18 protein-coding genes are annotated in these 20,778 nt (G+C 68.5%); 6 read left to right on the forward strand and 12 right to left on the reverse strand.

Annotated features, from left to right (window positions below):
- Positions 1 to 3 precede the first annotated feature (3 nt).
- Positions 4 to 849, forward strand: a complete 846-nt coding sequence (locus tag H7I57_RS04545; RefSeq protein ID WP_264022134.1) for an SDR family oxidoreductase — start codon at positions 4 to 6, stop codon at positions 847 to 849.
- A gap of 117 nt (positions 850 to 966) precedes the next feature.
- Positions 967 to 1,743, forward strand: coding sequence for a class I SAM-dependent methyltransferase (locus H7I57_RS04550; RefSeq protein WP_264022135.1), 777 nt, complete (start codon positions 967 to 969; stop codon positions 1,741 to 1,743).
- Between the two features lie 4 nt (positions 1,744 to 1,747).
- Here the strand turns inward: H7I57_RS04550 and H7I57_RS04555 are convergent, their stop codons facing one another.
- Entirely contained in the window at positions 1,748 to 2,494 is a 747-nt protein-coding gene (locus tag H7I57_RS04555) for an SOS response-associated peptidase (RefSeq protein ID WP_264022209.1), read from the reverse strand.
- Positions 2,495 to 2,557: 63 nt separating this feature from the next.
- Between H7I57_RS04555 and aroA the strand changes: the two genes are divergently transcribed.
- From aroA to H7I57_RS04570, 3 genes are all read left to right on the forward strand, one after another.
- A complete protein-coding gene (gene aroA / locus H7I57_RS04560; protein WP_264022137.1) occupies positions 2,558 to 3,853 on the forward strand; it encodes a 3-phosphoshikimate 1-carboxyvinyltransferase in 1,296 nt (431 codons plus the stop codon).
- A gap of 11 nt (positions 3,854 to 3,864) precedes the next feature.
- Complete coding sequence (gene rsgA, locus H7I57_RS04565; protein WP_264022138.1) at positions 3,865 to 4,845, forward strand: ribosome small subunit-dependent GTPase A; 981 nt, start codon at positions 3,865 to 3,867, stop codon at positions 4,843 to 4,845.
- A gap of 96 nt (positions 4,846 to 4,941) precedes the next feature.
- Entirely contained in the window at positions 4,942 to 5,790 is an 849-nt protein-coding gene (locus H7I57_RS04570) for an aldo/keto reductase (RefSeq protein ID WP_264022140.1), read from the forward strand.
- Positions 5,791 to 5,866: 76 nt separating this feature from the next.
- Here H7I57_RS04570 and H7I57_RS04575 read toward each other — a convergent pair whose 3' ends face one another.
- From H7I57_RS04575 to H7I57_RS04600, 6 genes are all read right to left on the reverse strand, one after another.
- Entirely contained in the window at positions 5,867 to 7,141 is a 1,275-nt protein-coding gene (locus tag H7I57_RS04575; RefSeq protein ID WP_264022142.1) for a fatty acid desaturase family protein, read from the reverse strand.
- 68 nt (positions 7,142 to 7,209) lie between these two features.
- The gene (locus H7I57_RS04580; protein WP_264022143.1) at positions 7,210 to 8,373 is read right to left on the reverse strand and encodes a ferredoxin reductase; all 1,164 of its coding nucleotides are present in this window, start codon (positions 8,371 to 8,373) and stop codon (positions 7,210 to 7,212) included.
- Between the two features lie 86 nt (positions 8,374 to 8,459).
- A complete protein-coding gene (locus H7I57_RS04585; RefSeq protein ID WP_372510122.1) occupies positions 8,460 to 8,969 on the reverse strand; it encodes a DUF6912 family protein in 510 nt (169 codons plus the stop codon).
- Positions 8,970 to 8,993: 24 nt separating this feature from the next.
- Positions 8,994 to 9,833: a polyphosphate kinase 2 gene (ppk2, locus tag H7I57_RS04590; protein WP_264022211.1), complete on the reverse strand. Its 840-nt coding sequence runs from the start codon at positions 9,831 to 9,833 to the stop codon at positions 8,994 to 8,996.
- A 27-nt stretch (positions 9,834 to 9,860) separates the two neighbouring features.
- Positions 9,861 to 11,615: a BCCT family transporter gene (locus H7I57_RS04595; RefSeq protein ID WP_264022145.1), complete on the reverse strand. Its 1,755-nt coding sequence runs from the start codon at positions 11,613 to 11,615 to the stop codon at positions 9,861 to 9,863.
- 59 nt (positions 11,616 to 11,674) lie between these two features.
- The gene (locus H7I57_RS04600; RefSeq protein ID WP_264022212.1) at positions 11,675 to 13,087 is read right to left on the reverse strand and encodes a WS/DGAT/MGAT family O-acyltransferase; all 1,413 of its coding nucleotides are present in this window, start codon (positions 13,085 to 13,087) and stop codon (positions 11,675 to 11,677) included.
- Between the two features lie 173 nt (positions 13,088 to 13,260).
- Here H7I57_RS04600 and H7I57_RS04605 point away from each other — a divergent pair, with 173 nt between their 5' ends.
- Complete coding sequence (locus H7I57_RS04605) at positions 13,261 to 13,812, forward strand: Rv3235 family protein (RefSeq protein WP_264022147.1); 552 nt, start codon at positions 13,261 to 13,263, stop codon at positions 13,810 to 13,812.
- Positions 13,813 to 13,824: 12 nt separating this feature from the next.
- Here H7I57_RS04605 and secA read toward each other — a convergent pair whose 3' ends face one another.
- From secA to lpqB, 5 genes are all read right to left on the reverse strand, one after another.
- The gene (secA, locus tag H7I57_RS04610) at positions 13,825 to 16,653 is read right to left on the reverse strand and encodes a preprotein translocase subunit SecA (protein WP_264022149.1); all 2,829 of its coding nucleotides are present in this window, start codon (positions 16,651 to 16,653) and stop codon (positions 13,825 to 13,827) included.
- 175 nt (positions 16,654 to 16,828) lie between these two features.
- Positions 16,829 to 17,506, reverse strand: a complete 678-nt coding sequence (gene hpf, locus H7I57_RS04615; RefSeq protein WP_264022150.1) for a ribosome hibernation-promoting factor, HPF/YfiA family — start codon at positions 17,504 to 17,506, stop codon at positions 16,829 to 16,831.
- Positions 17,507 to 17,796: 290 nt separating this feature from the next.
- Positions 17,797 to 18,423, reverse strand: a complete 627-nt coding sequence (locus H7I57_RS04620; RefSeq protein WP_264022152.1) for a ComF family protein — start codon at positions 18,421 to 18,423, stop codon at positions 17,797 to 17,799.
- 126 nt (positions 18,424 to 18,549) lie between these two features.
- Positions 18,550 to 18,966 (reverse strand): QcrA and Rieske domain-containing protein, encoded by a 417-nt coding sequence (locus tag H7I57_RS04625; RefSeq protein ID WP_264022155.1) that lies wholly within the window; start codon positions 18,964 to 18,966, stop codon positions 18,550 to 18,552.
- Between the two features lie 56 nt (positions 18,967 to 19,022).
- Positions 19,023 to 20,774, reverse strand: coding sequence for an MtrAB system accessory lipoprotein LpqB (gene lpqB, locus H7I57_RS04630; RefSeq protein ID WP_264022213.1), 1,752 nt, complete (start codon positions 20,772 to 20,774; stop codon positions 19,023 to 19,025).
- Positions 20,775 to 20,778 lie beyond the last annotated feature (4 nt).

Below are 20,778 nucleotides of genomic sequence, written 5' to 3' on the forward strand. Positions count from 1 at the left end.
GCCATGTCACTCGCGGGAAAGACCATGTTCATCTCCGGCGCCAGTCGCGGTATCGGGCTGGCGATCGCCAAGCGGGTCGCGGCCGACGGCGCCAACATCGCGCTGGTCGCCAAGACCGCCGAACCCCATCCGAAGCTGCCCGGCACCGTCTACACCGCGGCCAAGGAGATCGAGGAGGTCGGCGGCCAGGCGCTGCCGATCGTCGGCGATGTCCGCGACGGCGACTCGGTGGCCGCCGCGGTCGCCAAGACCGTCGAGCAGTTCGGCGGCATCGACATCTGCGTGAACAACGCCTCGGCGATCAACCTCGGCTCCATCGAGGAGGTGCCGCTCAAGCGCTTCGACCTGATGAACGGCATCCAGGTGCGGGGCACCTACGCGGTGTCGCAGGCCTGCATCCCGCACATGAAGGGCCGGGACAACCCCCACATCCTGACGCTGTCGCCGCCGATCCTGCTGGAGTCAAAGTGGCTGCGGCCCACGCCGTACATGATGGCGAAGTTCGGTATGACGTTGTGCGCGTTGGGTATTGCCGAAGAGATGCGAGAAGCGGGGATCGCCTCCAACACGCTGTGGCCGCGCACCATGATAGCCACCGCCGCGGTGCAGAACCTGCTCGGCGGCGACGAGTCGATGGCCCGCTCGCGCAAGCCCGAGGTGTACTCCGACGCCGCTTACGCGGTGCTGACCAAACCCGCGGGCTTCACCGGCAACACGCTGCTGTGTGAGGACGTGCTGCTGGAAGCGGGCGTCACCGACCTTTCGGTGTACGACTGCGTCCCCGGTTCGGATCTGGGCGTGGACTTCTGGGTGGAGGGCGCCAACCCGCCGGGCTACACCCAGCCCTGAGACGGTTCGTCCGCGAACGTGCATTCCTTGTAGCGCCAACGCGATGACAGCAGCAGGGAATGCACGTTCGCGGAACCAGGGCCACCGTTCACTCCGTCATCGTGGCACGCTGAGGTGGTGTCATCGCCGACGATCTGGGCTGCCGGGCGCTACGAGTCCGTTGCCCGCCGTATCGCCCCCATCGCCGAGGAAGTGGTCGACGCTCTGCAACAGCGGCGGCCGCTGCGCGACGCGACGCTGGTCGACCTCGCCTGCGGCACCGGCAACGCCGCGCTGGCGGCTGTCGCCCGCGGCGCGCGGGTGACCGGAGTCGACATCACCCCGGCGTTGATGGCGCTCGGCGCGCAGAAAGACGGCGGCGGGTCGGTGACCTGGGTGGCCGCCGATGCGTCCGCCACCGGACTGCCCGACGCCGCCTTCGATGCCGCGGTCTCCAACATGGGCATCGTGTTCGTGGAACCGACCGCCCAGGTCGCCGAGATCGCCCGACTGCTGGCCCCGGGCGGCACACTGGCGTTCTCCACCTGGGTGCGCACCGACGACAACCCGTTCCTCGACCCCATCGTCGCGGTGCTCGGGGTGCCGCCGGGCTCCGGCTACCGACCCGACGAGTGGGGTGACCCGGACATCGCCGCGGCACGCCTCGCCGCCGAGTTCGTGGACGTCACATTCCAATCAGGCACGCACACATGGGAATTCGACTCACACGCCGCGGCGATGCGGTTCGTGACCGACGAGTCACCGGCGCACGTGGACGTCCTCGCACGGGTGCCCGATCCACAGCGTGGCCAGCTGATCGCCGCGTTCGACGAGGCGATGCGCCGCCACGTCGACGACCGCGGGCGGGTCGGCTTCGACACCCCCTACGCGGTGGTGACGGCCACCCGGCGCTGACCGCTCACAGCAGCGACCCCTGCTCGGCTTGCGGCTCTGCCGGCTCGATCAACTCCGGCCCGTTGTTGCGGACGCTGTTCACCAGGCGCGACACCTCGCGGATCTCGATGCGGTCGAGGTCGCCGTGCCCGCGCAACAGACCTTCGTCGACCGGGGCGTCGGGGTCCAGCCAGCGGTCCCAGTCGCGCTCGCTGATCGTCAGCGGCATCCGGTCGTGGATGTCGGACAGCGGGCCGGCCGCGTCGGTGGTGATGATGGTGCAGCTCAGCAGCGGTGCCGCGTCCTTGGGAGCGTCCTTGGGCCGCCACGTCGACCACAGGCCGGCCATGAACAGCGGTTCGCCGTCGCCTGCGTACATGTAGAACGGCGTCTTCGCGCCCTTCTGCCCGCGCCACTCGTACCAGCCGTCCATCGGCACCAGGCAGCGCTTGCCCTTGATCGACGTGCGGAACGCCGGCGAGGTGGTCACCTTGTCGGATCGGGCGTTGATCAGCAGCGGCCCCTTCGTGTCCGGGGCCCCTCCCTCGACGGTCTTGGCCCACACCGGCACCAGCCCCCACCGCATCAGCCGCACCCGGCGCGTCGGCTCGTCCTCGGGTTCGGTGTGGCGGGTGACCACCGTGCTCACGGTGGTCGTCGGCGCCACGTTGTAGTTCGGCGCAGGCGAGCCACCCGCCGCTGTTTCATCGAGCGCCTTGATCTTCTCGGCCAGCAGCGCCGGATCGGTGGTCACCGCGAATCGCCCGCACATGGTTTCCATGGTGGCAGACACCGGCGACACCCCGGTTTCCTCGACAGGCAAGAATGGGAACCCGTGAGCACCTGGCCGGCCCCGTCGACCGCAACCCCCGTCCATGCGACGGTCACCGTGCCCGGGTCGAAGTCACAGACCAACCGGGTGCTGATCCTCGCGGCGCTGGCCGTCCCCCAGGGCCCTTCGACGGTCAGCGGGGCCCTGCGCAGCCGCGACACCGACCTGATGATCGGCGCGCTGCAGGCCCTCGGCCTGAGCGTGCAGGCTGCCGACAGTGACGACACCGAGTTGACCATCAGCGGCGCCCTCGCCCCGGAACCGGGCGTGCGGATCGATTGCGGGCTGGCCGGAACCGTGCTGCGGTTCGTGCCGCCGGTGGCCGCGCTGAGCAGCGAGACGGTCACCTTCGACGGCGACGAGCAGGCGCGCACCCGCCCGATCGCACCGCTGCTCGACGGGCTGCGCGGCCTCGGCGTCACCGTCGAGGGTGACGGCCTGCCCTTCAACGTCCGGGGCGGCGGGTCGGTGCGCGGCGGCACCGTCGAGATCGACGCGTCGGGATCCTCACAGTTCGTCTCCGGGCTGCTGCTCTCGGGCGCGGCGTTCACGGAGGGGTTGACGATCGTGCACACCGGCGGGCCGGTGCCCTCGGCACCGCACGTCGCCATGACGGTGTCGATGCTGCGCGACGCAGGCGTCGAGGTCGACGACACCGCGCCCGACCGGTGGCACGTCGCTCCCGGGCCGGTCGCGGCCCGACACTGGTCCGTCGAACCCGACCTGTCGAACTCGGTGCCGTTCCTGGCCGCCGCCGTGGTCAGCGGCGGAGCGGTCCGCGTCACCGGATGGCCGCCGGTGAGCACCCAGCCGGCCGACACCATCCTCTCCATCCTGAAGAAGCTGGGTGTGGTTGTGCGCCAGGGTGATTCCTACCTGGAGGTGCAGGGCGCGACAAGCTACGACGGTATCGACGTCGACCTGCGCGAGGTCGGCGAACTCGCGCCGTCGGTGGCTGCGATGGCGGCCCTGGCCACCCCTGGTTCGGTGTCGCAGCTGCGGGGAATCGCCCATCTGCGCGGCCATGAAACCGACCGGTTGGCCGCGCTGTCCGCCGAACTCAACCGCCTCGGCGGGCAGTGCGAGGAGACCCCGGACGGGCTGACCATCACCGCGCAACCGCTGCACGCCGGTGTGTGGCGGTCCTACGCCGATCACCGGATGGCCACCGCGGGCGCGATCGTCGGGCTCCGGGTCGCCGGTGTCGAGGTCGAAGACATCGCCACCACGGCCAAGACGATGCCCGAGTTCCCGCAGTTGTGGGCGGACATGCTGGCGGGCCAGGCGGACGAGCTGTAGAGGGTCCAGGCTTGAGTCCACGCGAATACGACGAGACCGATGTCCGGGTGCGGCCCGGCAGGGGCTCGCGGCCGCGGACCAAGACACGACCCGAGCACGCCGACGCGCAGGAAGCCATGGTGGTCACCGTCGACCGCGGCCGCTGGGGCTGCGTCCTCGGCCGCGACCCGGCCCGCCGGGTGACCGCGATGCGGGCCAGGGAGCTGGGCCGCACCCCGATCGTCGTCGGTGACGACGTCGACATCGTCGGCGACCTCTCCGGCCGCACCGACACGCTGGCGCGCATCGTGCGTCGCGGGCCACGCCGAACGGTGTTGCGCCGCACCGCCGATGACACCGACCCGACCGAGCGCGTCTTCGTCGCCAACGCCGACCAGCTGCTGATCGTGGTGGCGCTGGCGGATCCGCCGCCGCGGGCCGGCCTGGTCGAGCGGGCGTTGATCGCCGCGTATGCCGGCGGGCTGGTGCCGATCCTGTGCCTGACGAAGTCCGATCTCGCACCGGCGGAGCCGTTCACCGCGCAGTTCGCCGACCTCGACCTGACGATCGTCACCGCCGGCCGCGGCGACGGCATAGACGAGGTCGGCGCCCTGCTGGCGGGCAAGGTCACCGCCCTGCTCGGCCATTCCGGGGTGGGCAAGTCCACTCTGGTGAACCGCCTTGTGCCCGAAGCGGAACGGGCGATCGGCACGGTGACCGACGTCGGCAAGGGCAGGCACACCTCCACGCAGTCGGTGGCGCTGCCCCTGAAGTTCGGCGGCTGGGTGATCGACACGCCGGGCATCCGGTCGTTCGGGCTTGCGCACATCGCAGCCGACGACGTGATGATGGCCTTCTCCGACCTGGCCGAGGCGATCGCCGACTGCCCGCGGGGCTGTGGCCACATGGGGCCGCCCGCGGACCCGGAATGCGCGCTCGACGCGTTGACCGGACCGGCGGCCGGACGGGTCAGCGCGGCGCGACGACTGCTCACGGCGATGCGGGAAGGCTGAGCGGATGCGTGTGTGTTGTGCCGAGGGCATGCTGATGACGAGCGGGTTTGCCGCGGGTGCCCATCGGGCACGCTGACCCCGAAGGAGGATCACACTGTGAGTACGGTACCCACGATCGAACTGAACGACGGCACGCGAATTCCCCAGTTGGGCTTCGGTGTCTTCCAGATCCCGCCCGAGGAGACCGCCGCGGCGGTGAAGACGGCGCTGGACATCGGCTACCGCCACATCGACACCGCCGAGATGTACGAGAACGAAAAAGGTGTCGGGGACGGTGTCCGCGACTCCGGCATCGACCGCGCCGAGGTGTACGTCACCAGCAAGCTCAACAACTCGTTCCACAAGCCCGACGACGCGCGCCGGGCGTTCGACCGCACGCTGGCCGCCCTCGGCTTCGAGTACGTCGACCTGTTCCTGATCCACTGGCCGCTTCCCACGCTCTATGGCGGCGACTTCGTGTCGACGTGGAAAACGTTGGAGGAGTTCAAGAAAGACGGCAGGGCCCGCAGCATCGGGGTGTCGAACTTCCAGGTTGCCCATCTGCAGCGCCTCGCCGACGAGACCGAGACGGTGCCCGCGGTGAACCAGATCGAAGTGCACCCGTACTTCGGCAACAACGAGGTGCGCGCCTACGGCCGCGAGCACGGCATCGCGACCGAGGCGTGGTCACCGATCGCCCAGGGCAGGGTGCTCGACGACGCGGTCGTCACCCGTGTCGCCGAGGCGACAGACAAGTCACCGGCCCAGGTGGTGTTGCGCTGGCACATTCAGCGCGGCGACATCGTGTTCCCGAAATCGGTGACGCTGCAACGCATCAAGGACAATTTCGCGCTGTTCGACTTCGAGCTCGGTGCCGAGCATTTCGACGCGATCTCGGCGCTGGACAGGGGCGAGGAAGGTCGTTTCGGACCGAATCCGGACACCTTCGACTACGTGCCGGGCTGACCCGCTGGGCCCCCGGAAACTGGGACTGCGTCGAGGACGGGAAAGCGGAACCCGTCCTCGACGCAGCCTCAAAGCGTCATGCTGCGAGGTCGTCGCGCTGCTCGCGAACCGCGGCGTCGATCGCCTTCTGCTCCCGCTTGGCGCGGCGCCGGGCTCGCACCGCGGCGATGGCCGACTTGAGGCCGCGCCGCTCGTGGGGCTCCAGTTCGTCGAACATCCGCTCGCTGCGCGTCTCGGGTGCGTCGTCGCGGGTGTCCTTCAGGAACCGGTCCGGCAGGGACAGTTTGGCGATGGTGCGCCACGACTTGCCGTACTGCAGCAGGAACGATCCCGTGGTGTAGGGCAGGTCGTACTTGTCGCAGATCTCGCGCACCCGGAACGAGATCTCGTGCAGCCGGTTGCTGCAGATGTCCGGGTACAGGTGGTGCTCGATCTGGTAGCACAGGTTGCCGCTCATGAAGCGCAGCACGGGGCCGTTCTCGAAGTTCGCGCTGCCCAGCATCTGCCGCAGGTACCACTGCCCCCGCGACTCGCCGACCATGTCGGTCTTGGTGAATTTCTCTGCGCCGTCGGGGAAGTGACCGCAGAAGATGACGGCGTTGGCCCAGACGTTGCGGATGACGTTGGCCACCGCGTTGGCCTTCAGGGTGGACATGAAGCTCGCGCCCGGCGACAGCGAGGTGAGCGCGGGGTAGGCGACGTAGTCCTTGGCCACCTGGTGGCCGGCCTTGACGCCGAACTCCTTCACCCGTCCCAGCGTGGCCTGCCGGTCGTCGCGGCCCTTGAAGATCTTGCCGAGCTCGAGGTGCTGCAGTCCGACGCCCCACTCGAAGCCGATCGCCAGCAGCGTGTTGAACAGCAGGTTGCCGTAGAGGTTGGCCGGCTTCCACTTCTGGTCGCGCGTCACCCGGATCACTCCGTAGCCGACGTCGTCGTCCATGCCGAGGATGTTGGTGTACTTGTGGTGCATGAAGTTGTGAGTGAACCGCCAGTGCTTGGACGCGCCGCTCATGTCCCATTCCCAGGTCGAGGAATGGATCTCGGGATCGTTCATCCAGTCCCACTGGCCGTGCATGACGTTGTGGCCGATCTCCATGTTCTCGACGATCTTGGCCACGCCCAGCGTCGCAGTGCCCGCCCACCAGTACGCGCGCTTCGAACTGCCGGCCAGCAACAGGCGGCCTGCCACCTCCAGAGCGCGCTGGAAGGCGATGGTTCTGCGGATGTAGCGCGCGTCGCGCGCGCCGCGGGAGTCCTCGATGTCTTGGCGTATCGCATCCAGTTCGAGGCCCAGATTCTCGATGTCAGCCTCGGTCAGGTGCGTGAACTCGGGTACGTCGGTGATCGCCATAATCAGCCTCCTCTCTATTACCTACGCTACCGTAACCTACGTCGCCGTAGGTTACTACCCAGTAAAGGCTAGACGTCGATCACACAATCCCCGGATGCCGCGGAGACGCAGGTCTGCACCCGGCTGCCGGGTTCGTGCTCGACGCCGGTGCGCAGATCCCGCACGTGGCCCTTCAGCAGGCCCACCACACACGACTGGCAGATACCCATGCGGCACCCGAACGGCATCTGCACGCCTGCGTCCTCGCCGGCGTCCATCAACGACGTCGCGGCGTCGACGGTGACCGTCTTACCCGCGCGGGCGAACTCGACGGTTCCGCCACTGCCGTGTACCCGGCCACGCGACACCGCGAACCTCTCCAGGTGCAGTTGATCGGCGATCCCCGCGTCCGCCCAGGTGCGCTGCGCGGCGTCGAGCATCGCCTCGGGCCCGCAGACCCAGGTCTGGCGCTGCCGCCAATCGGGCACGATCTCGTCGAGGCGGGCCAGGTTCAGCCGGCCCTCGGTGCGGGTGGTGCGCAGGTGCAGCCGGTAGCCGTCGTGCCGCCCGGCCAGTTCGGACAGTTCGTCGGCGAACAGCACGTCGGACTCCGTCGGGGCGGAATGCACATGCACGATGTGGCCGGAGCCGCCGATGCCCTCTCTGCGGGCCAACGTCCGCAGCATCGACATCACCGGGGTGATGCCGGAGCCCGCCGTCAGGAACAGCACCGACGCGGGCGCCGGGTCGGGCATGACGAAGTTGCCTTGGGGCGCAGCCAGTCTCACGATCGTGCCGGGTTCGACCCCGCCGACCAGGTGCGTGGACAGGAAGCCCTCGGGCATGGCCTTGACGGTGATGGTGATGGTGCGCGACCCCCTGCCGAGGGACCGGTGCTCTTCGGGGGTGCTGGTCAGTGAGTACGAGCGCCAGCGCCACCGGCCGTCGACGAGTAGGCCGATGCCGACGTACTGGCCGGCCTGGTAGTCGAACGAGAAACCCCAGCCGGGCTTGATGACGAGCGTGGCCGAGTCGACGGTCTCGCGACGCACCTCGAGCACCTTGCCCCGCAACTCGCGCGCGGACCACAGCGGGTTGGCCAGCTTGAGGTAGTCGTCGGGCAGCAACGGCGTGGTGATCCGCCCCACGATCGTGCGCACGGCGTGCCATCCTGGACGTTCTCTGGCTCCGGCGATCGTGGGTCGCACGGTGTCGGCGACCTTGGCCGTGGTCTTGATCGTGTTCTTGGCCATGACGGCTCCTGCCCGGTTGTGTCTACGAGTCGCGACCCCACAGGCGCATACCTACGGTACCGTAACTTACGGTGTCGTAGCCACCCTCAGAGCAGTTCGAGCAGGAACGGCAGTTCCTGCGCCGCGTACCACGCCAGGTCGTGGTCCTGCGCGTCCCCGACGGTCAGTTCGGCGTCCTCGTCCCCCAGGTCCGCGTCGTCGATCACCTCGACGGCGGCCCGCACGGCGGACTCTGCGGCCGCGTTGTCGATGTACGCGGCGATCACCCGCTCGAGCGGGATCTCCCCCGCCAGCCGCACCACGGCGTCGTCGAGATCGGGCCTCAGGGTGATCCCGGCGTCGGCGTCGGCCACGTCGGCCTCCAGCACCGCGCGCCGCGCGGGCAGACCCTCGGTCGCCTCGTCACCGAGAAGACGCAGCGAGGCCAGCGCCGCGTCCCGGAGCGCGACGTCGGCGAGTTCGTCCTCGTCGCCGTTGGCGTAGGCCTCCCGCAGCGTCGGCGTCACCGCGAACGCGGTCCCGTTGACGGGGCGCAGTGATCCGTCGGCGACCAGCCGCGAAAGCATGGCCAGGGTTGCGGGAACGTAGATGCGCACCCGATGAGAGTAGCGAGGTCGCCGCTACTCGGGGTCGCCCAGCAGCGTCGCGACGTGGTCGTCGACGTAGGTCGACAGCTCGCGCGGGGGGCGCCGGTAGTCGCCGCTGACCACCGGCTTCTTCGGCAACTCGACCTTCGGGGGGTCGACGTCGTAGTAGTCGATGGTGGACAGCAGGTGGGCGATCATGTTCAGCCGGGCGTGCTTCTTCACATCGGATTCGACGATGTACCAGGGGCTCACCGGTGTGTCGGTATGCACCATCATCTGATCCTTGGCCCGCGAGTAGTCCTCCCAGCGGTACACCGATTCCAGGTCCATCGGGCTGAGCTTCCACTGCCGCACCGGGTCGTCGAGCCGGGACCGGAACCGCCGCAGCTGTTCGTCGTCGGACACCGAGAACCAGTACTTGCGCAGGATCACCCCGTCTTCGATGAGCATCTGCTCGAGAATCGGTGTCTGGCGCAGGAACAACGTGTGCTCGGCGGGGGTGCAGAACCCCATCACCTGCTCCACACCGGCCCGGTTGTACCAGGACCGGTCGAACAACACGATCTCACCCTTGGCGGGCAGGTGGGCGACGTAGCGCTGGTAGTACCACTGCCCCTGCTCGCGGTCCGACGGTGCGGGAAGCGCGGCGATCCGGGCGATACGCGGGCTGAGGTATTCGGTGATCCGTTTGATCGTGCCGCCCTTACCCGCGGCGTCGCGACCCTCGAAGACGATGACGACGCGGGCGCCGGTCTCGCGGACCCACTCCTGCAGTTGCACCAATTCCGTTTGCAGACGGAACAGTTCGGCCTTGTAGACGTCTTTCGGGAGCTTGTTCTTGCGGTCCTTCGCGCCCTTGGTGGACTTTTCCACCGGCGACTTCTTGTCCACCGGCCGATTCTAGTGCGGCTTCGGCGTGCCGGATGGCCCGTCGCGATTCGGGTCCTTCTCGATCGAGATGACGAAGTCGTCGCCGTGCTGGGTGACGCCGCTGATGACCGCGCTGTTGACGGCCTCGGCGGCGTAAACGCGGCGCACCACCTTCGGGTCGCGGCGCAGGTCTTTCAACAATGCGACCGCCATGCCGACCATCACCAGCAGGAACGGCAGGGCGGCGATGATCGTGATCGTCTGCAGTCCGGTCAACGCATCCGCGCCGCCCACCAGCAGCATCACCGCGGCAACCGCGCCCGTGGCGACGCCCCAGAAGATGACCGTGCCCCTGGTGGGGCGGATCGTGCCGCGCTGCGACAGCGACCCCATGACGATCGAGGCGGCGTCGGCGCCGGAGACGAAGAAGATCGCGACCAGGATCATCACGATCACGCTGGCGACGGTGGCGATGGGGAACTGCTCGAGCAGCGTGAACAGCTGCTCCTCGACCCCGCCCTCACCGGCGAGATCGGTGCCGCCCTGTTGGACGTTGATGGCTGCGCCGCCGAACACCGCGAACCAGACCAGCGACACCACGCTAGGAACCAGCAGCACCCCGGCGACGAACTGGCGGATGGTGCGCCCGCGCGAGATCCGCGCGATGAACATGCCGACGAACGGCGTCCACGACACCCACCAGGCCCAGTAGAAGATCGTCCAGGACTGCAGCCAGGTGTCCACTGCGGCACCCTCGGCGCCGGTGCGCGCCGACATGGCCGACAGGTCGGCGAAGTAGCTGCCCAACGCGGTCGGCAACAGGTTGAGAATGAAAACCGTTGGGCCGACGACGAATACGAACATGGCCAGCGTCAGCGCCAGCACCATGTTGATGTTGGACAGCCATTGGATGCCGCGAGCGATGCCCGAGACGGCGGACAGCACGAACGCCGCCGTCAGCACCGCGATGATGATGACGAGGATCGTGTTGCCCGTCTCGCCGATACCGCCGACGATCTGCAGCCCGCTGCGGATCTGCAACGCGCCCAGCCCGAGGGAGGCCGCCGATCCGAACAGGGTGGCGAAGATCGCCAGCATGTCGATGACCTTGCCCCACGCCCCGTTCGCCCGCGCCCCCAGCAGTGGTTCGAAGGCGGAGCTGATCAGCTGCAGACGGCCCTTGCGGTAGACGCCGTAGGCGATCGACAGACCGACGACGGCGTAGATGGCCCACGGGTGCAGCGTCCAGTGGAACAGCGTGGTGGCCATCGCGGTCTGCACGGCCTCGGGGCTGCCTTCGGGGCCGGTGCCCGGCGGCGGCGACGCGAAGTGCGACAGCGGCTCGGCGACGCCGAAGAACATCAGACCGATGCCCATGCCGGCGCTGAACATCATCGCGACCCAGGAGACGCCGTTGAACTCGGGCGCCTCGTCGTCACGGCCCAGCGGGATCGTGCCGTAGGGGCCCAGTGCCAGATAGAGCACGAAGACGACGAATCCGGTGCTGGTCAGGACGAACAGCCAGCCGGTCTTGTCCATGACCCAGGCCAGCGCGCTGCTCGAGGCGGTGGCCAGCGTGTCGGTGCTGACGAATCCCCACACCAGGAAGCCCACGGCGATCACCGCGGTGACCCCGAACACCGCCCAGTCGATGCCGTGGGATCGGGTGAAATTGTCTTCCTCGACGGGGATGTCGAGCACCGGATGCGGCCGCGCGCCGACTCCGGTCTCGACCTGTCCGTCGGAGGGGACGGCGGTGATCTCGTGCTCAGAAGTGTCAGACATCGACAGCCATTCGACCCCGGCGGCGTTCACCCGTCAATCCCGCCGGCGCTAAGAACCCGTCACTTCGCGGCATCCAGCAGTTCGTCGAGCGACTCGCGCAGCAGGCTGGGCAGCATCTCCACGTCGCTCATCGCGTCCCGGTCGGCGTTGATGCCGAAATACAGCATGCCGTTGTAGGACGTGACACCGATGGCCAGCACCTGGTTGTGCAGCAGCGGCGGCACGGCGTAGGTCTCGAGCAGCTTGGTGCCGGCGATGTACATCTGCTTCTGGGCGCCCGGCACGTTGGTGATCAGCAGGTTGAACTGGCGGGCCGAGAAGCTGGTCGCGACCCGGATGCCCATGGCGTGCAGCGTCGGTGGGCCGAAGCCGGTGAGCGTGACTATGGTCCTGGCGTCGACCAGGCTGGCCGCGGTGGGATGCGACTCGGTGGCGTGGCAGATCTGCGAGAGCCTCACCACCGGATTCGCTTCGCCGACGGGCAGATCCACCAGGAACGGGGCCACCTTGCTGATCGCCTGGCCGGGTCCGGTGGAGTCGATGTCGGCATCCGGATACACCGACATCGGCGCCATCGCACGCACGGTCGTCGTCGCGGTCACCGGCTCCCCCCGCGACAACAGCCAGTTGCGCAACGCCCCGGCCACCACCGCGAGCACCACGTCGTTGACATCGCAGTCGTCGTAGCGTGCCCGCACCAGCCGGAAGTCCTCGAGGCTGCCCGAGGCCACCGAGAAGCGCCGGTTGCGCGACACGGTTTTGTTCAGCGGGCTGCTGGGGGCGGTGCCGCGCGCGACGGTGCGGGCCACGTCGGCGGCGCGGCGTCCCAGGTCTGCCAGCTCGCCGGTGTTGGTCACCGCCTCGGTCACCGCAGAGCGCACGGCCGCGGCCTGCACGGTGGGCCGGGCGATCCACTCGCCGAGCGCACCGACGAGCAGTTGGCGGTCACTGGGCTCGCGCGCCGGGATCCAGATGTCCTCGCCGAACTCGGGCTGCTTGTTGGTCCGGTCGACGATCACATGGCCGATCTCCAGCGCGGTCATGCCGTTGACCAGCGCCTGGTGGCTTTTGGTGTAGATCGCGACCCGGTTCTTGGCCAGGCCCTCGATCAGATACATCTCCCACAGCGGCCGGGACTTGTCCAGGGGGCGGGAGCCGAGGCGCGCGATGAGCTCGTGCAGCTGGGAGTCGCTGCCCGGCGACGGCAGTGCCGAGCGGCGGACGTGGTAGGTGATGTCGAAGTCGCGGTCGTCGACCCAGACCGGTCTGGCCAGCCCGAACTTCACCTCGCGGACCTTCTGCCGGTACCGCGGGATCTGCGGCAGGCGCCGCTCGACGGCGCCCAGCAGGGTTTCGTAGCTCAGCCCGCCGCGGGGCTTGCGCAGAATCGACAGGGAACCCACATACATCGGTGTCGCGGAGTTCTCCAACCGGAAAAAGGATGCGTCCGACGCCGACAACCTCGTGACCATCGCGGCGCCGTCTCCCCTCGGTTTTGTGACAGACACGGTCACGTTATCGACAGCAGCTGAGTCCCCGCTCAACGGGTGCGATGGGGAAGCTGCCGCGCATGGGATCATAAAGCGGTCTGCGACTCTCCGGCAGATGACCTTTCGTCGCCGTGCCCGAATGCTGGAGAGCCCTCATGACCTCATCGACCCCGCTGCATCAGACGACGTCGCCGATCATCGACTACGAGCCGGCACCGGAGCCGCTCCGGCGGCGACATGAGACACCGGAGCCGCTCCGGCGGCTCGAGCCGGTGTGTCCGACGCCGTCGGCGGTGGCTCTGCGCCGCCCGTCGCCGCGCCCGCCGCGGGCGCGTTTGCCCCCGCCGCGTCTGCGTGAGGTCCCGCCCCCGAAATCCGCGGTGGTGTTCGCCGAGACGGCGCTGCGTCAGGTGATCGAGGTCCTCGACCGGCGCAGGCCCGTCGCCCAGTTGCGCCCGCTGATGACGCCGGTGCTCGTCGACCGCGTCATCGCCCTCACCGGCGTAACCCGCCGCGGAAGCGCCACCATGCGCCGGGTGCGGGTGCGCGCGGTGGATCCGGGGCTCGACGGTGACGGCAAGCCCGGCGACGTCGGCGCGGCGGAGGTGTTCGCGTCGTTCACCCGGTCCGGGCGGGTACACGCCGTCGCCGCACGCATCGAGAGGTACCGGGACCGGTGGCGGATCGTGGCGCTGCAGATCGGCTGAGCGCCTTATGCATTACCCCTTCTTGGCGTGGCGGCCACGCTGGCGGGCGGCTTCGCGACGCTCGCGACGTGTGCCGCCTTCGTTGCCCCCGCTTGACGGCTTCCCGCCGGACGGCTTCCCGCCGCCGGAGCGGGTGACCTCGACGCCGCCGCCCTCCGACGGACCCGAGTAGGTCAGCGGCTCTTCGCTGTCGTCGATTCCCTTGGCGCGCAACGCTGGTGCCGGGGGACGCTGCTTGGTGGCGACCCCACCCTGCTGCTCCTGCGCGGCGGCGGCCGCCGCGGCAAACTCGGCGAGCCCCGGGGGTGCCGCCACCGGGGCAACCGTCGGGCTCGGTGCGGCTTCGACGCTGACGTTGAACAAGAAGCCGACCGACTCCTCCTTCATCCCCTCGAGCATGCCGACGAACATGTCGTAGCCCTCGCGCGCGTACTCGACCTCGGGACGCTGCTGGGCCAACCCGCGCAGGCCGATGCCCTCCCGCAGGTAGTCCATCTCGTAGAGATGTTCACGCCACTTGCGGTCCAGGACGTTGAGCAGGACGTTGCGTTCCAGTTGGCGCATCGCGCCCTCGCCGGCGATCCCCTCGATCTCCGCCTCCCGCACCGCGTAGGCGCGTTCGGCGTCGGCGACCAGCGCGTCGAGCAGTTCCTGGCGGGTCAGCTCGCCGGGCTCGCCGACGGCGTCGGAGTCGATCAGATCGTTGTGGTCGATCCCGACCGGGTAGAGCTGCTTGAGCCCTTCCCACAGCTTCTCGAGGTCCCAGTCCTCGGAGTAACCCTCCGCGGTGGCGCCGTCGACGTAGGCGGTGACCACGTCGATGAGCATCTTGTGGGCCTGCTCGGCGAGGTTCTCGCCTTCCAGGATTCGGCGGCGCTCGGCGTAGATGACCTTGCGCTGCTGGTTCATCACCTCGTCGTACTTGAGGACTTCCTTGCGGATGTCGAAGTTCTGCTGCTCGACCTGGGTCTGCGCGCTCTTGATCGCGCGCGAGACCATCTTGGCCTCGATGGGCACGTCGTCGGGCAGGTTCAACCGGGTCAGCAGCGTCTCCAGCGTCGCCCCGTTGAAGCGGCGCATCAGCTCGTCGGCCAGCGACAGGTAGAAGCGTGACTCACCGGGGTCGCCCTGGCGCCCGGAGCGACCACGCAGCTGGTTGTCGATACGCCGGGATTCGTGACGCTCGGTGCCGAGTACGTAGAGCCCGCCGGCGGCGACCACGTCCTTGGCCTCCGCGGCGGCCTCCGCCTTGACGTGCGGCAGGTCCTCGTGCCAGGCCTTCTCGTAGTCGTCGGGCGTCTCGATCGGGTCGAGGTTGCGCTGACGCAGCCGCCGGTCCAGCAGGTAGTCGACGTTGCCGCCCAGCACCACGTCGGTGCCGCGGCCTGCCATGTTGGTGGCGACGGTGATGGCACCGAGCCGGCCGGCCTCGGCGATGATGCCGGCCTCCTGCTCGTGGTACTTCGCGTTCAGCACGTTGTGCGGGATGCGGCGCTTCTGAAACTGGCGGGACAGGAACTCCGAACGTTCCACGCTGGTGGTGCCGATAAGCACCGGCTGGCCCTTCTCATAGCGCTCGACGACGTCGTCGACGACCGCGATGAACTTGGCCTCCTCGGTCTTGTAGATCAGGTCGGACTGGTCGGTCCGGATCATCGGCTTGTTCGTGGGGATCGTCACCACGCCGAGCTTGTAGATCTCGTGCAGCTCGGCGGCCTCGGTCTCGGCGGTGCCCGTCATTCCGGCGAGCTTGTCGTAGAGCCGGAAGTAGTTCTGCAGCGTGATCGTCGCGACCGTCTGGTTCTCGGCCTTGATCTCGACCTGCTCTTTGGCCTCGATGGCCTGGTGCAGGCCCTCGTTGTAGCGGCGGCCGATCAGCACGCGGCCGGTGAAGTCGTCGACGATGAGCACCTCGCCGTTGCGGACGATGTAGTGCTTGTCGCGTTCGAACAGCTCCTTGGCCTTGATGGCATTGTTCAGGTAGCTGATCAGCGGGGAGTTCGCGGCCTCGTAGAGGTTCTCGATGCCCAGTTGGTCCTCGACGAACTCGACACCGAGTTCGTGCACGCCGACGGCGCGCTTCTTGATGTCGACCTCGTAGTGGACGTCGCGTTCCATCAGGGGCGCCAGCCGGGCGAACTCGGTGTACCAGTTCGACCCGCCGTCGGCAGGACCGGAGATGATCAGCGGCGTACGCGCCTCGTCGATGAGGATCGAGTCGACCTCGTCGACGATCGCGAAGGTGTGGCCCCGCTGCACGCAGTCCTCGAGGCGATGCGCCATGTTGTCGCGCAGGTAGTCGAAGCCGAACTCGTTGTTGGTGCCGTAGGTGATGTCGGCGTTGTAGGCGGCGCGCCGCTCGTCGGGGGTCATCTGCGACAGGATCACCCCGACGTCCATGCCGAGGAAGCGGTGCACGCGGCCCATCTGCTCGGCGTCGCGTTTGGCCAGGTAGTCGTTGACGGTGACGATGTGCATGCCCTTGCCCTGGAGCGCGTTGAGGTAGGCGGGGAGCACGGCGGTCAGGGTCTTGCCCTCACCGGTCTTCATCTCGGCGACGTTGCCGAAGTGCAGCGCCGCGCCGCCCATCACCTGAACGTCGAAGTGGCGCTGGTTGAGCACTCGCCAGGCCGCCTCGCGGGCGACGGCGAACGCCTCGGGCATCAGGTCGTCGAGATCCTCGCCGCCGGCGAGGCGGTCCTTGAACTCGTCGGTCTTGCCGCGAAGTTCGGCGTCGGACAGCTTCTCGATGTCGTCGGACAGGGTGTTGACGTAGTCAGCCACCCCCTTGAGGCGCTTGACCATGCGGCCTTCGCCGAGACGGAGCAACTTCGACAGCACGCTGTTCTACCTTTTTCCTCGTTGCGATGATGACCATTCGTCACGCGTTAGACGGACACCATCGTAGGCGACGCACCGAAATCGCTGGTCGAGCGTGTCAGGCGCGCCGCGCTTGGCGTGAATCCGGCGCGAAAAGCGACACTGACGGTCGGTTTGCGCGCCGGATCCAGCGGGGTCAGGCCAGCTTGATGAGGCCGTAGTCGTAGGCGTGGCGCCGGTAGACGACGCAGGGCCTGTCGCTCTCCTTGTCGTGGAACAGGAAGAAGTCGTGGCCGACGAGCTCCATCTCGTAGAGGGCGTCGTCGACGGTCATCGGGGTGGCGGGGTGTTCCTTGGTGCGGACGATCCGCCCGGGTTCGTGGTCGTCGACCGCGACACCGTCGTTCTGGGGGGCGTCCTGGCTCGACGGGGTGAATGCACCCGCGAGGTGGTCGAGCGAGGTGGCTTCGTGCAGGGATACCGGCGTCTTGTCGCCGTAGTGGATCTTGCGACGGTCCTTGCTCTTGCGCAGCCGTCGTTCGAGTTTGCCGACCGCCGATTCCAGGGCGGCGTAGAAGCTGTCGGCGCAGGCCTCGCCGCGCACGATGGGCCCGCGGCCCTTCGCCGTGATCTCCACGTGCTGGCAGTTCTTGCGCTGGCGGCGATTGCGCTCGTGGTACAGCTCGACGTCGAAGAGGTAGATGGTGCGGTCGAATCGTTCCAGGCGTGACAGCTTCTCGGCGACGTAGCTACGGAAGTGGTCGGGTACCTCGACGTTGCGGCCAGTGACCGCCACCTCGGCGTTCGGGGTGGGTTCGGACGACTCGCCCTCAATCACCATCGTGCTGTCGGTTTCCACGGAATTACTTGACATACTTGGCAACTCGATTCTGTTGCGTTCGCACACGTACGCGTGCCCGGCCATCAAAGAAATCGCGCCGACGGTGCATACCTGGTCGCGCCACTCGCCGGTGCAAGGTGTCGACTACTCACCTCCTGCCGCTGACGCGGGAATCGGCGTCTCAGTTCGGAGCGCCGCCGTGAGTTGTTCACGGATGGTTAGGCCCGACGGTAGTCCGTGTTCACCGAGTCGGCCACCAATTCGGCAGACCTGTTTTCAGTTCTTCATGTCCGATTGATCTGGGGGTAATCGGCGGGCCGCGGTCACGCGTGCGCCAGCGCGACCACGGCGACGACCTCGGCGCACGTTTGCAGGACCCGCACGGATTCGGTGGCGGTGGCCCCGGTCGTGACGACGTCGTCGACCAGGACGACGGGTCCGCTCACCGATGTGGACAGCCGGATGCGGCCGCCGATGTTGCGCTGCCGGTCGGCGCTGGAGAGCCCGACGGAGTCGCGGGTGAAGGCTTTGAGGCGCAGCGACGGCACGACGGTGAGGCCCGGATGGCGTGCCGCCGCGAGCCGGGCGATCCGGGTGACGGGATCGCCGCCGCGGCGTCTGGCGGCCGACCGGCGGGTGGGTGCCGGCACGACCATCAAAGGTGTGTCGAGGACGCCCCAGCAGAGGAGGTTTCCGATCGCCGCGGCGAGGGCGGCCGCGAGCGGGTGAACGAGGTCGCGGCGGCCGTGCTCCTTGAGCGCGACGATGGCTTTCCGGCGGGCACCGGCGTAGCGGCCCAGAGACAGCACGGGCACGCCGGGATCGAGGCGGGGCGTCACCAGGTGCGGCTCGTCGGGGTTGACGGTCAGGTCTTTGCCGCACGCCGGGCACCAGGCCGTCGCGGGGGCACCGCAGCCGCCGCACTGCTGCGGCAGCACGAGATCGAGCACGCCGTCAGTCTGAGGCCACGGTCCGACACCGTGGGCTGCGCACCCGCGAGCGTGCAGCCACGGCTGCGGATTTCGCCGGTTTACGACCGTGGATGCACGCTCGCGAATCAAGCCGGCGCTAAGGACCTAGCCCGAGAGGATTGAATCCCCCTGCACCGTGATCGGTTTCGCGGGCAGCGGCTTGGTGGCCGGGCCGTTGACGACCGCTCCGTCGAGGCTGAACCTGCTGCCGTGGCAGGGGCAGTTGATGGTTCCGCCGGCCACTTCGTTGATCAGGCAGCCGTTGTGGGTGCACACCGCGGAGAACGCCTTGAAGTCACCCGCGGCGGGCTGCGTGACGATGGTCTCGCCGACGATGACGCCCGACCCGACGGGGACATCGGTCGTCTTGGTCAGCGCCTCGGGCGCCTCCGCAGGCTCGGACGTTCCCGGCTCTGCCGCTTCACCACCACTGGAACACGCGGCCAGCGTCGCGGCCGCCAATCCGACTCCCGCGCCGACGATCACCGTCTTCCGGGGAACACGCACCTCATCGATATCCATCGCTGACCTCTCCCTAGGGCTGGCCGCCGGAGGGCTGTCCGGCAGCACGTCCGGTTTCAGCCCGGCAGCACCGGCAGCGCACCTGCTGCCATCAGCGGCCGGACCTCGACCCACGCGGGGTCGCCTTCGGCCGCCGAACCGGACAGTTGAAGCACGCCTCGCCCGTCGGCGACGTAGACCGCCGACGGGTTCGCTGCCACGGTCGTCACCGGCATCAGCAGGTTGCGGGCCGGACCGTCGGAGTTGACCCCGTCGAGGTTGACGTAGGACACCGGGTTCTGCGGGTCGGTGCGGGTGACGACGATGTCGTCGCCGGTGCGCCACGACAGCGACACCACCGACTTGCCCAGCCCGTAGCCCAGCCGGCGCGGATAGGTCAGCGCATAGCCGCCGCCTGCGGTCTGCTCGACACCGGTGAGGACCACCTGCCCGTCGATCACCATCGCCGCACGGGTGCCGTCGCGGGAGAGCTGGAGCTCGGAGATGACCCCAGGGAACCGCGTCGACACCGCCAGGGAGTCGACGGGAATGCGTGCGGGCTGCCCGGACGCGTCCTGGATGACGCGCACCACGACGTTGCCGTCGACGACGACCCAGATCGCGTCGTCCAGCGACCAGCTCGGCCGGCTCAGGCTGCGGCCGTCCATCGCCTGGGATGCGTTGCCGCCCAGCGGTCCCACCCACAGCGACGACGCCATGTCGGGCGCACCGCGGCGCAGCGTGACGATCGAGGCGATCTGCTGACCCGACCGCGACAGGGACGCCGCCGTCTGTCCGGGCATCTGCCCGAACGACCCGCTCAACCGCGGTGCCCGCTGGCCGTCCAGCCTCACCAGTGATCCGCCGACCAGTGCGTGCAGGCCCGCCGCCGCGCCATCGGCAGCGCCCGGGTCGGTGGCGGCGACGTCGGCGGTGTCCCACCCGTCGGCGAACCGGTCGTCGAGCGCGGCACCGTCGGCGTTGATCACGTAGGGCCCGTTGACACCGGCCCGGGACAGCGTCCAGATGAGCTGTGCGGCAAGCAATTGCCTGCTGTGAGGATCCGTCGTGGACAGGTTCTCCAGGTCGATGCGCGCCCCGCCGTAGCCGCGCCCCACCCCGGCCTTCCCGCCGTCGGCGCGCGTCACCGGGCCACGCAGTTTCAGCGGCGGCCCGAGAAGGTTGCGCACCGTCTTCTCCATCTCGGGCCGCGGACCCGCGATGAGCTTGCTGACCAGTTCGGTGGGCAACTGGTCGGGCTCGGAGACCGCGACGTAGCGCGGGTCGGGCACCACGGTCTTCCCGGTGGGGTCGGCGAAGTACAGGGTGCTGCGCTTGTAGGTGTCCTGGAACTGCTGCCAGTCGAGGAAGACGCCGTTGGGCAGCCGGTCGATGCGCCAGCCGTCGGTGGTCTTCACCAGTTCGATGGGGCCGGGGTCGGGCAGCGCGCCGTCGCCTGTCTCGAAGACGCCCATGTCCGACAGCGAGCCGAGGATGTCGGCGCGCATGGTCACCGAAACCCGTTCGGTCGTGCGGGTCTCGACGAACACCACGTTGTCGATCAGCAGCGCGCTGCCCGCGTCGTCCCAGGCGTTGGATGCCGATTCGGTGAGGAACTGCCGCGCGGCCAGGTGCCGGTTCGCGGGATCGGCTGTCGCCTTGAGGAATTCCCGCAGCAGGATGTCAGGGTCCATTCCCGGGGTGGGTTTGGGCAGGCTCGGGGGCGCCGGCCGGTCGACGGTGCCGATCGCCTGCGGTGACGACGAACTGGGCACTCCGGCGCATCCGGCCAGGGCGAGCACGAACACCGACAGCACCGTGACCCAGATGCGT

The organism is Mycolicibacterium pyrenivorans, assembly GCF_025821625.1.
GTDB classification, from domain to species: Bacteria; Actinomycetota; Actinomycetes; order Mycobacteriales; family Mycobacteriaceae; genus Mycobacterium; species Mycobacterium pyrenivorans.